The 13992-nt window shown below is 73.0% G+C and carries 14 protein-coding genes; 10 read left to right on the top strand and 4 right to left on the bottom strand.

Annotated features, from left to right (window positions below):
* The first annotated feature begins 12 nt into the window (after window positions 1-12).
* From J4G33_RS02745 to J4G33_RS02730, 5 genes are all read left to right on the top strand, one after another.
* A complete protein-coding gene (locus J4G33_RS02745) occupies window positions 13-942 on the top strand; it encodes a helix-hairpin-helix domain-containing protein (RefSeq protein ID WP_307793693.1) in 930 nt (309 codons plus the stop codon).
* 2 nt (window positions 943-944) lie between these two features.
* The gene (locus J4G33_RS17395; protein WP_208054335.1) at window positions 945-2504 is read left to right on the top strand and encodes a ComEC/Rec2 family competence protein; all 1560 of its coding nucleotides are present in this window, start codon (window positions 945-947) and stop codon (window positions 2502-2504) included.
* A gap of 25 nt (window positions 2505-2529) precedes the next feature.
* Complete coding sequence (holA, locus tag J4G33_RS02735) at window positions 2530-3540, top strand: DNA polymerase III subunit delta (RefSeq protein ID WP_208054334.1); 1011 nt, start codon at window positions 2530-2532, stop codon at window positions 3538-3540.
* Window positions 3541-3819: 279 nt separating this feature from the next.
* Window positions 3820-3948, top strand: coding sequence for a hypothetical protein (locus J4G33_RS17390; RefSeq protein WP_256436021.1), 129 nt, complete (start codon window positions 3820-3822; stop codon window positions 3946-3948).
* Window positions 3949-4020: 72 nt separating this feature from the next.
* The gene (locus J4G33_RS02730) at window positions 4021-5376 is read left to right on the top strand and encodes a helix-turn-helix domain-containing protein (RefSeq protein WP_208054333.1); all 1356 of its coding nucleotides are present in this window, start codon (window positions 4021-4023) and stop codon (window positions 5374-5376) included.
* A gap of 199 nt (window positions 5377-5575) precedes the next feature.
* Here the strand turns inward: J4G33_RS02730 and rpsT are convergent, their stop codons facing one another.
* Entirely contained in the window at window positions 5576-5836 is a 261-nt protein-coding gene (gene rpsT, locus J4G33_RS02725; RefSeq protein WP_208054332.1) for a 30S ribosomal protein S20, read from the bottom strand.
* Window positions 5837-6130: 294 nt separating this feature from the next.
* On the opposite strand from rpsT, the gene lepA reads away from it, so the two are divergent.
* Window positions 6131-8014 (top strand): translation elongation factor 4, encoded by a 1884-nt coding sequence (gene lepA, locus J4G33_RS02720; protein WP_208054331.1) that lies wholly within the window; start codon window positions 6131-6133, stop codon window positions 8012-8014.
* Window positions 8015-8051: 37 nt separating this feature from the next.
* Window positions 8052-9293, top strand: a complete 1242-nt coding sequence (gene hemW, locus J4G33_RS02715; RefSeq protein ID WP_208054330.1) for a radical SAM family heme chaperone HemW — start codon at window positions 8052-8054, stop codon at window positions 9291-9293.
* 111 nt (window positions 9294-9404) lie between these two features.
* Here hemW and J4G33_RS02710 read toward each other — a convergent pair whose 3' ends face one another.
* From J4G33_RS02710 to J4G33_RS02700, 3 genes are all read right to left on the bottom strand, one after another.
* A complete protein-coding gene (locus tag J4G33_RS02710) occupies window positions 9405-9896 on the bottom strand; it encodes a DUF4870 domain-containing protein (RefSeq protein ID WP_208054329.1) in 492 nt (163 codons plus the stop codon).
* Window position 9897: 1 nt separating this feature from the next.
* Window positions 9898-10302: a DUF4870 domain-containing protein gene (locus J4G33_RS02705; RefSeq protein ID WP_208054328.1), complete on the bottom strand. Its 405-nt coding sequence runs from the start codon at window positions 10300-10302 to the stop codon at window positions 9898-9900.
* Window positions 10303-10407: 105 nt separating this feature from the next.
* On the bottom strand, window positions 10408-11271 hold the full coding sequence (locus J4G33_RS02700) for a DUF3097 domain-containing protein (RefSeq protein WP_208054327.1): 864 nt from the start codon (window positions 11269-11271) through the stop codon (window positions 10408-10410).
* Between the two features lie 76 nt (window positions 11272-11347).
* Here J4G33_RS02700 and J4G33_RS02695 point away from each other — a divergent pair, with 76 nt between their 5' ends.
* From J4G33_RS02695 to hrcA, 3 genes are all read left to right on the top strand, one after another.
* The gene (locus J4G33_RS02695) at window positions 11348-12505 is read left to right on the top strand and encodes an EAL domain-containing protein (protein ID WP_208054326.1); all 1158 of its coding nucleotides are present in this window, start codon (window positions 11348-11350) and stop codon (window positions 12503-12505) included.
* A gap of 94 nt (window positions 12506-12599) precedes the next feature.
* Window positions 12600-12773 (top strand): DUF1059 domain-containing protein, encoded by a 174-nt coding sequence (locus J4G33_RS02690; protein ID WP_208054325.1) that lies wholly within the window; start codon window positions 12600-12602, stop codon window positions 12771-12773.
* A gap of 170 nt (window positions 12774-12943) precedes the next feature.
* On the top strand, window positions 12944-13963 hold the full coding sequence (hrcA, locus tag J4G33_RS02685) for a heat-inducible transcriptional repressor HrcA (protein ID WP_208054324.1): 1020 nt from the start codon (window positions 12944-12946) through the stop codon (window positions 13961-13963).
* Window positions 13964-13992 lie beyond the last annotated feature (29 nt).

Genomic DNA, 13992 nt, shown 5'->3' with positions numbered 1-13992 from the left:
TAGCGTCGACCCGTGAGCGACCCCCGAGGTTCCCGTGACGAGGTGCACCTGAGGCTCGTCGAGCTCGCGGACGCCGACAGGGGGCCGCGGGAGGACCTCCGGGAGCGAGCCATGGCCGCCGCGGTCGGGGCCTACACGGCCGCGCACGGGCATCCGCTCGACCACCCGCGCCCCGAGGAGGTCGGCCCGCCCCGGTGGCGGACCCCTGCCGCGGCCGCGTTGGCAGCAGCGGTGGTGCTCGCGCTGCTCACGGGCCTGGTCGTGGTGCGTTCCCTGACTCGCGTGCCGGGACCGTCGGTCGAGCTGGGCGAGGACCCGTCGACCTCCTGGGTCCACGAGGGCGAGCGCCCCGACGGGGGTGCGGCAGGGGACGGCGCGACAGCGGGGGCGACGACCGCGACGGGCGAGCCCGGGGCCTCCGCGCCGGTGGACGGCGACCCCACGGAGGACGGTGGGCCCGGGACGGACGAGGACGGCGGCGCCGCGGTCGTGGTGGTCCACGTCGCGGGACAGGTTGCGGCGCCTGGCATCGTCGAGCTCTCCGAGGGCGCCCGGGTGGCTGACGCGATCACGGCTGTGGGGGGTGCGACCCCCGGGGCGGAGCTGGCGGCCGTCAACCTCGCCCAGGTGCTGGTCGACGGTGAGCAGGTGTACGTCCCCGACGCCACCGAGGCCGCGGCCCTGCCTCCTCCGGCGGGACCCGACGCCGGCCCGGGGACGACCTCGGCGGCGGGTCCTGCCGGAGGCGGGGGAGTGCTGGTCGACCTCAACACCGCCGGGGCGGCCGAGCTCGAGGAGCTGCCGGGGATCGGGCCGGTGCTGGCCCAGCGCATCGTGGACCACCGCTCGAGGGGACCCTTCACCTCGGTCGAGGAGCTCCAGGAGGTCACCGGCATCGGTCCGGCCCTGCTCGCCGGGCTCCGTGATCTCGTCCGCGTCTGATGGTGCCGACAGGGGTCGACCTCCGCCTGGTGCCGGCCGCAGCCGCCGGCTGGTTGACCTGCGTGGTGGGGGTGACCCTGCCCCTGCGGGTGCTGCTTCTCGCGTGCGTGGTGGCGACCTGCGTCGCGGCCGTGGGGGCGGCGCTGCTGCTCCCTGGGCACCGCCGAGGACGGCGAGGCGCCGGTCGGCGAGCTCGGCCTCGCCGCACCGGGCCGGGCACGCACCGGTGCGCACCGGGGCGGCCGGGGTGGACGATCTGGCTCGCCGTCGTCACGGTGGCCTGCTGCCTCTCCTCGGTCGCAGCACAGGCGCACCTGCGTGGCTCGGGCGACCTCGCCCGGTCGCTCGAGGAACGTGCGGTCGTCGCGCTGGTCGGTCGGGTGGCCTCCGAGCCCGTGCCGGTCGTGTCCCCCTGGCAGACCGAGGTCGAACCGTCTCAGTACCGTGTGGTCCTGCGCGTCGAGCACATCACGGTCCGGGGACGGGCGGGACGCGCGGCGGCGAGCGTCGTCGTGATCGGTGACCCGAGCTGGCAGGCGGCCGAGCGAGGGGCCCAGGTCCGGGTCGCCGGGCGACTACGAGGCGGCGAGCCAGGGGCGCCGACCCTCGGCGTCCTCAGCACGACGGGGCCGCCCGAGGTCCTCGCCGCACCTGAGGGCTCGGCGCGGTGGGTGGCCGCTGCGCGTGAGGCCCTCCTCGAGGCCAGCGACGACCTGGCCCCTGACGCCCGAGGGCTCGTCCCCGGGACCGCGATCGGCGATACCCGCAAGGTGCCGGAGGACCTCGACGCGGCCATGCGCACGGTGAGCCTGACGCACGTCACGGCAGTCTCGGGGGCGCACTTCGCGATCGTCTCGAGCACGGTCCTGGCCCTGCTCGCGGTGTCCGGGGCGCCGCGGTCCGTCCGCGTGGTCGTCGCCGCGGTCACGATGCTGGGGTTCGTGCTGCTGGTGCACCCTCAGCCGAGCGTGATGCGCGCCGGGCTGATGGGCTCGCTCGGCCTGGTCGGGCTGCTGGTCGGTCGGCCGTCTCGCGCCGCTCCCGCCCTGGGCGCCGTCGTCGTGGTGCTGGTCGTGCTCGACCCCTGGCTCGCGCGGTCGTACGGGTTCATCCTCTCGGTGCTCGCGACGGGGGCGATCGTCCTGCTGGCCCCGGCCCTGGTGCGGGCCCTGGACGCCGGGCGCCCGCGAGGGATGCTCCTGGCCGTCCCCCTCTCGGCCCAGGCGGTGTGCGCCCCGGTCCTGGTCCTGCTCGAGCCCGTGGTCGGGCCCTACGCCGTCCCGGCGAACCTCCTGGCGACCCCGGCCCTGGTGCCCGCGACGCTGCTGGGGGTCCTGGCGACCCTCGTCGCGCCCTGGGCGCCGTCATGCGGTGCGCTGCTGGCCCAGGCGGCTGCCGTCCCCGCGAGCTGGATCGCGTGGGTCGCGCGGGCTGCCGCCGACCTCCCGGGCGCGACGATCGCGTGGCCCTCCGGGCCGGGCGGCGCCGTCCTGCTCGCGGTGCTCACGGCGGGCGTTCTCGCGGCCGCCCTCAGGGCCGCGCGGCGCCGGACCATGGCATGACGGTGGTCCATGGGAGGCTGATGCCATGGCACGTCCCCCGCGACGCAGTGCGCCCTCGACGAGCTCGGGCATCCCCTGGGACGAGGTGACCCCCGCCCCCGTGGTCCTCGTCACGGGGACCGAGGCCCTCCTGGCGGAGAGGGCCGTCGACCGTGTGCTGGCCCAGGCGCGCGCGGCCGACCCCGCGGTCGAGGTGACCCGGGTCTCGGCAGCCGGCTACGAGGGCGGTCGGCTCCGTGCGGTCGTGAGCCCGAGCCTGTTCGACGAGCCCCGGGTCGTGGTGGTCGAGGAGCTGCACGCCGGCACCGACGCCGCCCTCGCGGACGTCGTCGACTACGTCGCCGAACCCGCGGAGGACGTGGTCCTCGTCCTCGTCCACGGAGGTGGGGTGCGGGGCAAGAAGGCCCTCGACGCGATCCGGGCCGCGGGGGCGCTCGTGGTGGCCTGCGACCCGATCAAGCGTGAGGCAGACAAGAGCGCCTTCGCCACGGCGGAGCTGCGCCGAGCGGGCCGACGGGCCGATGCCTCGGGGCTGCGGGCACTGCTCGAGGCCTGTGGCGCGGACCTGCGCGAGCTCGCCGCGGCCTGCCAGCAGCTCGCGGCGGACACCAGCGGTGTGATCACCGAGCAGACGGTGGCGCGCTACTACGGCGGCCGGGTCGAGGCGACCGGGTTCAAGGTTGCCGACGCGGCGGCCTCGGGCCGGGCCGGCGAGGCGGTCGCGCTCCTCCGGCACGCCCTCGCCACCGGTTCTGACCCCGTCCCCGTCGTCGCAGCCCTCGCCGCGAAGCTCCGGCTCCTGGCGAAGGTCGCGGCCGCGCGGGGACGTGGCCTCGACCCCGCACGTGATCTGGGTCTGGCGCCCTGGCAGGTCGACCGGGCACGCAGAGAGCTCGTCGGCTGGACACCGGAGTCCCTGGCCGCCGCGATCACGGCGGTCGCCCGGGCCGATGCCGAGGTCAAGGGCGCTGGCAAGGATCCCGTCTTCGCCGTCGAGCGCGCGGTGCTCCGTGTGGCCGAGGCCGCTCGCGGCTGATCACGAGCTCTCGCGGCGGGTGAGGCGCAGATCCTGGCGACTCAGGCGATGCGGTGGTCATGAAGGGAATGACTCCCGCTGCCGCAGGCGAGATCTGATGCTGTGAGCCTCGTCTCTGAACGCGCTCGAAAACCCGCAAGCTTTGCCCCGGTCTCTGCGTGTTCATGCTCAAAAGTCCCTCATGATCACGTCAAAAAGCCAGGTCAGAGGGGGTGCAAACGCGGAGGAATCCTGTCATAGTCGTCGTGACACACCGCGTCGTCCTACCGAGGAGCCTCCATGAACCGCACCACGAAGATCGTCTCGACCGCCCTGCTGACCCTGGGTCTCGCCGTCGTCGGGCTGCCTGTCCCTGGTGACGCCGTCACGGTCACCGCGATAGGCAGCACCGGCTGCTGCAAGCAGTAGTTGAAGATTTCACCCGTTCGGAGGGACCGGGGCCCTCCCGCGAGGGCGATGTCAAGGCTAGAGTGACCAACTGTGACTGAACTCTCCGAGCGACTCCGTGACGAGCGCACCCGTGCCGGGATGTCCCAGACCGCCCTGGCGGGTGAGGACTTCTCTCCGAGCTACATCTCGCTGATCGAGGCCGGACGTCGCATGCCGACGGACGCGGCCCTCGCGGTCCTGGCCGACCGGCTGGGCACCACGGCGGACTACCTGCGCCACGGGGACAAGGCTCCGAGCGAGGAGCGCGCCCGTCTGGAGATCGGTTTCGCACGCCTGGCCCTCGCGAACGGCGCCGCCGAAGAAGCACGGGACCGGCTCCTCGCCCTCGACCTCTCGACGATCGCGCCGAGGCACCACGCCGAGGCCCTGCACGCCCTCGCCCAGGCCCACGAGGCCCTGGGTGAGCTCGACGAGTCGATCAACGTCCTCGAGCCGCTCCTCAAGGAGGCGCGGCTGAGGGGCCGTGCGACGGAGGCGGCCACCCTCGCGACCAGCCTCGTCGCCGCGTACCACGAAGCCGGTGACCTCGGGCACAGCATCGAGCTCGGGGAGCAGGTGCTCCAGGAGCTCGAGACCCTCGGGGTCGCCGGGACGGACGAGCACCTGAGGCTCGCCTCGACGATCCTGTGGTCCTACTACGAGCGGGGTGACCTGCTCTTCGCAGCGCACCGGGCGGCCGAGCTGGTCAGGCTCGCCGACGAGGCGGGCACGATGCGAGGCCGGGGCAGCATCTACTGGAACGCCTCGCTGGTCGCCGAGGGGCGTGGTGACCTCGCCGAGGCGCGCCGGCTGACCGAGCGAGCCCTCGCCTACCTGAGCGAAGGAGCCAGCAGCCGCGACGTGCCACGGCTTCGCCTGCACTACGCATGGTTGCTCCTGCGCCTGGACGCCCCCGAGCCCGAGGCAGCCCTCGAGCAGCTCGGCCGCGCACAGACGAACCTCGCCCTCGTGGGCTCGGAGGTGGAGCTCGCGCGATGCGACTTCGAGAGTGGGCGCGCCCGTCTGCTTCTCGGGGAAATCGACGCGGCCGAGGACCTCGCGCGGTCTGGGCTCGGACGGCTCGACGAGACCGCCACCCTGGACCGCTGCAACGGCCACATCCTCCTGGGCGACGTCCTCGCCGCCCAGGGCTCTCTCGACGAGGCCCATGCTGCCTACCGCTGGGCGGCGGACATGCTCGGCATGATGTCAGCTGGCCGCGAGTCGGCCTCGGTCTGGCGCGCGCTGGGCGACCGCCTCCTGGCCCACGGCGACCTCGCAGGCGCGGCCCAGGCCTACGAGACCGCGCTGCGCGAGGTCGGTATCCGGCCGACGACGACCCCCCTCGTCACCCCAGGACAGGTGGCCAGCACGAAGGCAGCCGGGTCTCACCGCTCGGAGGCGTGACCGGGGCCACCTCGTCCGGGTGCACGTGAGCGCTGGCCTGCAGGGGGAGCCAGCGCTGGCGTCGCTTCCGGACGTGGTGGTACGTCGCTGATCGATGGTCGGACGGCCTGTCCATGACGACGGCCTGAGCATGACGACGGCGCCGCTCCCTTCAGGGAGCGGCGCCGTCGTCATGCGTGCGGGTCGACCCGCGGGCCGGTCAGAGCGAGGCGACCTGCTTCGCCAGGGCCGACTTGCGGTTGGCGGCCTGGTTGGCGTGGATGACGCCCTTGCTGGCGGCCTTGTCGAGCTTGGTCGAGGCGGAACGCAGGGCCGTGGCCGCTGCCTCCTTGTCGCCGGCGGCGACGGCCTCGCGGACGCGGCGCACCTGCGTCTTGAGCTCGGACTTCACGGCCTTGTTGCGCAGTCGCGAGATCTCGTTGGTACGGATCCGCTTGATCTGGGACTTGATGTTCGCCACGTGTGAACTCTCTTGTGCGTATGGACAGGTCGTCGAGGGCGCGTCCGGCTCCGGGACTGGGGCGTGGGGACACCCGCGGAGAGGGGCCGGATCAGTGCCCGCCGACCTGGGCGGACACGCGTTCTCACATGCTAGCAGTCTGAGCGCGTGGACGGCCACGTCCGCCCAGGAGCGCCGCCGTCACGGGGTCGCCACGCCGTGCCTGAAGGTGCAGGTGTGGGGCCGTGCCGTCCCGGGGCATGGGACCATGGAGCGACCTGTCCTCGTGCCCTCCCGATCCCCGGAGCCCATCGCTTGTCCCCGATCCCGAGCACCGAGCTGACGTCGCGCATCCAGCCCGCGGCCACGCCGCCGTCGCTGCTGCGCAACTTCTGCATCATCGCCCACATCGACCACGGCAAGTCGACCCTTGCCGACCGGATGCTCCAGCTGACCGGGGTGGTGGACCAGCGTGCGATGCGTGCCCAGTACCTCGACCGGATGGACATCGAGCGCGAGCGGGGCATCACCATCAAGTCCCAGGCCGTCCGGATGCCGTGGGCCGTCGAGCAGGACGGGACCACCACGCCGTACGCGCTCAACATGATCGACACGCCCGGCCACGTCGACTTCACCTACGAGGTGTCGCGCTCCCTGGCGGCCTGCGAGGGCGCCGTCCTCCTGGTCGACGCCGCCCAGGGGATCGAGGCGCAGACCCTGGCGAACCTCTACCTCGCGATGGAGAACGACCTCGCGATCATCCCGGTGCTCAACAAGATCGACCTCCCGGCAGCCCAGCCCGAGCGGTACGCGGAGGAGATCGCCGGTCTGGTGGGTGGGGACCCCGCGGACGTCCTGCGTGTCTCGGGGAAGACCGGCGCCGGCGTGACCGAGCTCCTGGACCGCATCGTCGCGACCGTCCCGGGGCCCGTGGGCGACGCCGAGGCTCCGGCCCGAGCGATGATCTTCGACTCGGTCTACGACACGTACCGCGGCGTGGTCACCTACGTCCGGGTGGTCGACGGACAGCTCAACCCGCGCGAGAAGATCGTCATGATGTCCACCCGGGCGACCCACGAGCTCCTCGAGATCGGCGTCATCTCGCCCGAGGCGATCCGGACCCAGGGGCTCGGCGTCGGCGAGGTCGGCTACCTGATCACCGGCGTCAAGGATGTCCGGCAGTCCAAGGTGGGCGACACCGTCACCAACGCGAGCAAGCCTGCGAACCAGGCCCTGGCCGAGTACCACGACCCTCGGCCGATGGTCTTCTCGGGGCTCTACCCGATCGACGGGTCCGACTACCCGGTGCTGCGCGACGCCCTCGACAAGCTCAAGCTCAACGACGCCGCTCTCGCCTACGAGCCCGAGACGTCGGTCGCGCTGGGCTTCGGCTTCCGGGTCGGGTTCCTCGGTCTGCTGCACCTGGAGATCATCCGTGAGCGGCTCGAGCGGGAGTTCGACCTCGACCTGATCTCGACGGCGCCCAACGTGGTCTACGAGGTCACGATGGAGGACCGCTCGATCGTCACGGTGACCAACCCGAGCGAGTTCCCCGGGGGCAAGATCGGCGAGGTCCGCGAGCCCGTCGTCAAGGCGACGATCCTTGCGCCGAGCGAGTTCATCGGTGCCGTCATGGAGCTGTGCCAGAGCCGCCGGGGCGACCTGCAGGGGATGGACTACCTCTCCGCGGAACGGGTCGAGATGCGGTACATGCTGCCCCTCGCCGAGATCGTCTTCGACTTCTTCGACCAGCTCAAGTCCAAGACGCGCGGCTACGCCTCGCTGGACTACGAACCGGCCGGCGAGCAGGCCGCCGACCTCGTCAAGGTCGACATCCTGCTGCAGGGTGAGCAGGTCGACGCCTTCAGCGCGATCGTGCACAAGGAGAAGGCCTACGCCTACGGGGTGATGATGGCCGGCAAGCTCAAGGACCTCATCCCGCGCCAGCAGTTCGAGGTCCCGATCCAGGCAGCCGTGGGCTCCCGGGTCATCGCGCGCGAGACGATCCGCGCGATCCGCAAGGACGTCCTGGCCAAGTGCTACGGCGGAGACATCAGCCGCAAGCGCAAGCTCCTGGAGAAGCAGAAGGAGGGCAAGAAGCGCATGAAGACCATCGGCCGGGTCGACGTGCCGCAGGAGGCCTTCATCGCTGCGTTGTCCTCCGACGACAGCGGCGGCAAGGACAAGCCCAAGAAGTGAGCACCCGACCCCGCGGTGCCGCCCCCCGGGTCGCCGCGTGACCCCCGCCCTGCCCGACGGCGAGGTGCCCCCGCCGGACGGGCACCTGCCCGGGTGGGTCGGCCAGGCGACTCCTGAGGTCCCGGGGTTCGGCGTCTACCTGCACGTGCCCTTCTGCGCGGTGCGGTGCGGCTACTGCGACTTCAACACCTACACCGCGAGCGAGCTCGGGGGTGGTGCTAGTCAGCTCGCCTACGCCCAGACCGCCCTGCGCGAGATCGACCTCGCGGCGAGGACCCTCGAGGCGGTGGGTCGGGGCTCGCGTGAGGTCGGCACGGTCTTCGTGGGGGGCGGCACACCCACGGTGCTGCCGACCGAGGACCTCGTGCGCATGCTCGACCACGTCCGGGGGACCTGGGGGCTCGAGAGCGGGGCCGAGGTCACCACCGAGGCGAACCCTGACTCGGTCACCCCTGGCTCGCTGGCCCGGCTCGCCGAGGCGGGGTTCACGCGGGTGTCCTTCGGCATGCAGTCAGCCGTCCCGCACGTCCTGGCGACCCTCGAGCGGACGCACGACCCTGCGCGGGTACCCGAGGCGGTCCGGTGGGCCCAGGACGCAGGTCTCGCCGTCTCCCTCGACCTGATCTACGGCACCCCGGGGGAGTCCCTCGACGACTGGCGCCGGTCGGTCGAGACGGCCGTCGCCTGCGGGGTGGATCACGTGTCGGCCTACGCGTTGGTCGTCGAGCCCGGCACCAAGATGGCGGTCCAGGTCCGGCGGGGCGAGCTCGACCTGCCCGACGGCGACGACCAGGCCGCGAAGTACGAGCTCGTCGACGACCTGCTCGAGGCCTCGGGCCTCGCCTGGTACGAGGTCAGCAACTGGGCCCGGACCCCCGCTGACGCCTGCCAGCACAACCTCGCGTACTGGCGGGGTGCCGACTGGTGGGGGATCGGTCCCGGCGCGCACTCGCACGTCGGCGCAGGGGAGCGGGCGGTGCGCTGGTGGAACGTCAAGCACCCGCGCGCCTACGCGTCGCGCCTGGAGGGCGGCCTCAGCCCGGCTGCCGGGAGAGAGCTCCTCGGCCCCGCGGAGGTCGGTCTCGAGCGGACCTTGCTCGGCTCGAGGATCCGGGAGGGCCTCGCGGTGGCCTCGCTCACGGCGCGGGCACGCACCGCGGTGGCCGGTCTCGTCGCGGACGAGCTGCTCGACGGTCGCTCTGCCCTCCAGGGCCGGGTGGTCCTGACCCGGCGGGGGCGCCTCCTCGCGGACACCGTGGTCCGGGCCCTGACCGACTGAGGCCCGACGCAGGACGGGAGGGCCGACCTGTGGCCGACCCTCCCGTGGCACTGCGAGGAGCTCACCGCCCGACTGCTGCGAGCGGGCTCCGTCAACCTCGTCGCGCCGAGGTCACTTCACCAGCCGCAGGGCGAACGGGTACCGGTAGGCCTCGCCCCGGTTCGCGGCGACCGCGGCGAGGATGCCGAAGATGACCGCGGCGAGGGCTGCGGCCACGAGGATCACGAAGCCGATGAGGATCAGGCTGGTGACCCAGCCGACCACGTAGGCGATCGCCAGCGTGATCTGGAAGTTGAGCGCCTCCTTCGACTGCTCCTCGACGAAGCGGCCCCGCTCCTTGAAGATCAGCCAGATGACCAGCGGCGGCACGAAGCCGAACAGGATGCCGCCCACGTGGGACAGCGTCGCCCACAGGCGCTGGTCGGAGTCGCTCAGCAGCGGCTGGGCGCCCGAGTAGGGGGCCGCCGGCGGCGGGGGCGGGTAGGCCCCCGGCGCGGAGTAGCCCTGCGGGGGAGGCGTGGCTCCAGCCGCGGGCGGAGGCGGGGTCGCGCTCCCCGGCTGGTCGCCGTGGTCGGGGTTCTGGGCGGACGGGTCGGTCGTCATGTCACTTCACCAGCTCGAGGGAGAAGGGGTACTTGTAGGCCTGGCCGCGGTTGACGGCCTGGTAGCCGAGCACCGAGAAGATGATGCCCACCACCCACACCACCGGGACCAGCAGCCCGACGCCCGGGATGATCCAGCCGAGGACGTTGAGCGCGACGTAGCCGATCAGCAGGGTGATCTGGAAGTTCAGGGCCGCCTTCGCCTCCTGGGCGACGAAGCCGCTGCGGTCCTTGTAGACGAGCCAGATGATGAGCGAGGGCAGGAACCCCAGGATGCCTCCGAGGTGAGCCAACCCGGCCCACTGGCGGACCTCGGCGTCGGAGAGCCCGGGAGCCCCGTGCGGACCTGCCGGCGGGGGCGTGCTCGGCCCTCCGGGCGGGTACGGCGGTGTGTTCGGATCAGTCATGGCAGAGGCCTTTCGGTACGGACCGGTGGGCACCGGACGAGAGCCTGCACGCCGCAGCAGGGGTCGCTGCGCCGTGCGGCACTCGCACCCTAGCGAAACGGGTCATCACGTGGGGAGGGGGTCTGCGGTCACGAAGTCGATGAGCTCCTCGACGCGGCCGAGCAGCGTGGGCTCGAGGTCGCGGTAGTCGCGCACGGTGCCCAGGATGCGCTGCCAGGCCCGCGCGACGTCGGCCTGGCTCTGCGCGGGCCAGCCGAGCTCGTCGAGGATCCCGCGCTTCCACTCGGTGCCGCGGTCGATGGTCGGCCAGGAGGTGAGCCCGACGCGTTCGGGACGCACGGCCTGCCACACGTCGACGTACGGATGGCCGAGCACCAGCAGCGCGTCCGGGCGGGCGACCCGCATCGCGTCGGCGGCGATCCGCGACTCCTTGCTGCCGGGGACCAGGTGGTCGACCAGCACGCCGAGGCGGCGGCCCGGGCCGGGGGCGAACTCCCGCACCGCCCCCGCGAGGTCGTCGACCCCGTCGAGCATCTCGACCACGACCCCTTCGAGCCGCAGGTCGTCGCCCCACACCCGTTCGACGAGCTCGGCGTCGTGCCGCCCCTCGACCCAGATCCGACCACCGCGGGCCACGCGGGCCCTCGCGCCGTGCACCGCGACCGACCCCGAGGCGGTCCGGGAGGGCGCCGACGGAGCCGCCGGTCCGGCGGGTGCCGTGAGCACCACGGGGGCGCCCTCGACCCAGAAGCCGGGCCCGAGGGGGAACGTCCGGGTCCGCGCGTGCCGGTCCTCCAGGACGACGACGTGCATGCCGCCGGACTTCTCGACGCGCAGCACGGCACCCACCCACCCGCTCGTGACCTCCTCGACGACCAGTCCGGTCTCGGCGGGCACCGGCCTCGAGGTGGGGCGGCGAGGCTCCCGCGGGCTGGCCAGGACGTCCCGGCCGTACCTGTCAGTGGTCACGAACTCCTCATCTCGGCCGGGGGGAGTGTCGATGATGCCAGTGGGGTGCCTGGACCCCCTGATCTCTGGAGGCCGCGTGTCGCCCGACGTCGACGGCAAGGGGCCGGTCGTGGGTCTCGACGACCCGAGCTGGCGCCCCGCCCTCGAGCGCGTGCTCGCCGGCGAGGGCCTGGCGGTCGTCGCCCAGCCGATCATCGACGTGGCCCACGCCCGGGTCGGTGGGTACGAGCTCCTCTCCCGCTTCACGGGCCCGCCCTCGGCCTCGCCCGACGTGTGGTTCGCCGCCGCTCGTCGCCACGGCCTGGACGGTGAGCTCACGGCGTGCACGGTCCGGGCGATGCACGCGCTCGTCGCCGACCGACCGCAGGCGACGTTCTGGACGATGAACGTCGAGCCGCACCTGCTGCCGCTCCCCGTGGTGCGCGAGGCGGTCTGCGGCCACGGCCGGCTGGACGAGGTGGTCGTGGAGCTCACCGAGCACGTCGAGGCCGAGGACGACGCGGCCCTCGAGGAGGTCCTGACCGAGATCCGCGCGCTGGGCGGCCGCATCGCCATGGACGACGCGGGCACCGGCTACTCGGGGTTGTCGCAGATGCTCAGCCTCCGTCCCGACGTGGTCAAGCTCGACCGCAGCCTGGTGACCGGCCTCGACCGCGACCCGGTCCGTCGCACCGTCGTGCGGCTGCTCGGGGACCTCAGCGGGCAGATGGACGCCTGGCTTCTCGCCGAGGGCGTCGAGACCCGAGCCGAGCTCGCCGAGCTCGTCGACCTCGGCGTCCCCCTCGTGCAGGGGTGGGCCGTGGGCCGCCCTGCCCCCGGTTGGCCCGCCCTGGACGACCTCACGCGGACCTTCCTGCGCGAGCAGGTCGCCCGCTCGCGCGTCGGGGCCCACGTGCTGACCCTGGTCCGTCCCGCACGGGTCCGTGCCGCCGTCGACTGGGAGGCGGGGGCGTGCGCGGACGAGGACGTGCTCGTCGACGGGCGTGGCCGACCGACGGCGGTCGTCGGCCCGGGCCCGGACGGCACCCTGCACCGCCTGCCGGCACTCGTCGTGGCGCCGAGCGCCGCGCCCGCCGACGTGCTGACGCGGGCGATGGCCCGCCCGGCCGGGCTCCAGCACGCCCCGGTGGTCTGCACCGACGCGCGAGGCAGGGTGCTGGGCACCGTGAGCATCGCGGGCCTGGTCGACGACCTCGTCGGTGGCCGGAGCGCTGGCCTCGAGGTGGCTCGATGACCTCCCTGCTGCGCCTCGGTCGTCCTGTCGCGGATCCCCGCGTCACGCTCTCGGACCCCGCACCCCGCGGGTCCGTCCACCCCCTGGAGGAACCATGAAGACCTTCCGCTGCGGCGACGTCGTGCCTGGCTGCACGGCCACCTTCCACGGCGCCGACGACGAGATCCTCGGCGCGGTCGGCCGGCACGCGACCGCCGACCACGGCATCACGACGATCACCCCCGAGCTCGTCTCGGCCGTGCGTGAGCACATGGTGCCCGCCGCCTGAGGGCCGCGACCTGGGCCTTCCGGTCCTGCCGTCGTAGGATTAGCACTCCGGGTCGGCGAGTGCCATGCCCTGATCATGCCCGCAGCTCGGGCACGAGCGCCGCCCGACCCCGCCGGTCACCTGACCCAGGGGCGGGGAAGGGCTACCACGACGGCAGGACGGGAGGTGCCATGAGCGACGACCGCAGGCTCGACGTGCTGCGCGCCATCGTCGAGGACTACGTGCAGACCCAGGAGCCGGTCGGCTCCCGGGTCCTCGTCGAACGGCACGCCCTGGGCGTCTCGCCCGCCACGATCCGCAACGACATGGCTGCCCTCGAGGAGGCCGGGTTCATCGCCCAGCCGCACACCTCGGCAGGACGGGTGCCCACCGACAAGGGCTACCGGATGTTCGTGGACCGGCTGTCCACCATCAAGCCCCTGTCCTCGCCCGAGCGCCGTGCGATCCAGCAGTTCCTCGCGGACGCGGTCGACCTCGACGACGTCGTCGACCGCTCGGTGCGCCTGCTCTCGCAGCTGACCCAGCAGGTCGCCGTCGTGCAGTACCCCTCGTTGCGGCGCTCGGCCCTGCGACACCTCGAGCTCGTCCCCGTCGGGGACACCCGGCTGCTCGTCGTCATCATCACCGACACCGGCCGGGTCGAGCAGCGAACCCTCGAGCTCGACGCACCGATCGCCGAGCACGTGGTCCCCGAGCTGCGCGCCAGGCTCAACGCCGCGGTGGCCGGGCGTCGTCTCGTGGACCTCCCCGAGCCCCTCGAGCAGATGGCCCTCGCCTTCGTGGCCGAGGACCGCCCACTGGTCCACCGGGTGGTCAGGGTCGTGGAGGACACGCTCGCCGAGGCGACCGAGGAGCGCGTCGTCATGGCGGGCGCCTCGCACCTGGCCCGCAGCGGCACCGACTTCAGCCAGACCATCCGGCCCGTGCTGGAGGCGCTCGAGGAGCAGGTGGTCCTGCTGCGTCTGCTGACCGAGATGGCCGAGGACACGGCGGGGGTCACGGTGCGCATCGGCCACGAGAACCAGCACGCCGGCCTGGCCGAGACCTCCTTCGTGGCGACCGGCTACGGGGGGGACGGCGAGGCCCTGGCCCGCATCGGCTCCCTCGGGCCCACGCGCATGGACTACGCGGGGACCATCGCCTCGGTCCGCGCCGTGGCCCGGTACCTGTCCAGGATCCTCGCGGGCTGACCCGCACCCCAGCAGCCCGAACCCAGCAG

The organism is Actinotalea soli (assembly GCF_017565425.1).
Classification (GTDB): Bacteria; Actinomycetota; Actinomycetes; order Actinomycetales; family Cellulomonadaceae; genus Actinotalea; species Actinotalea soli.
The sequence above is the reverse complement of the archived record's forward strand: the minus strand, read 5'-3'. Positions and strand labels throughout refer to the sequence as shown.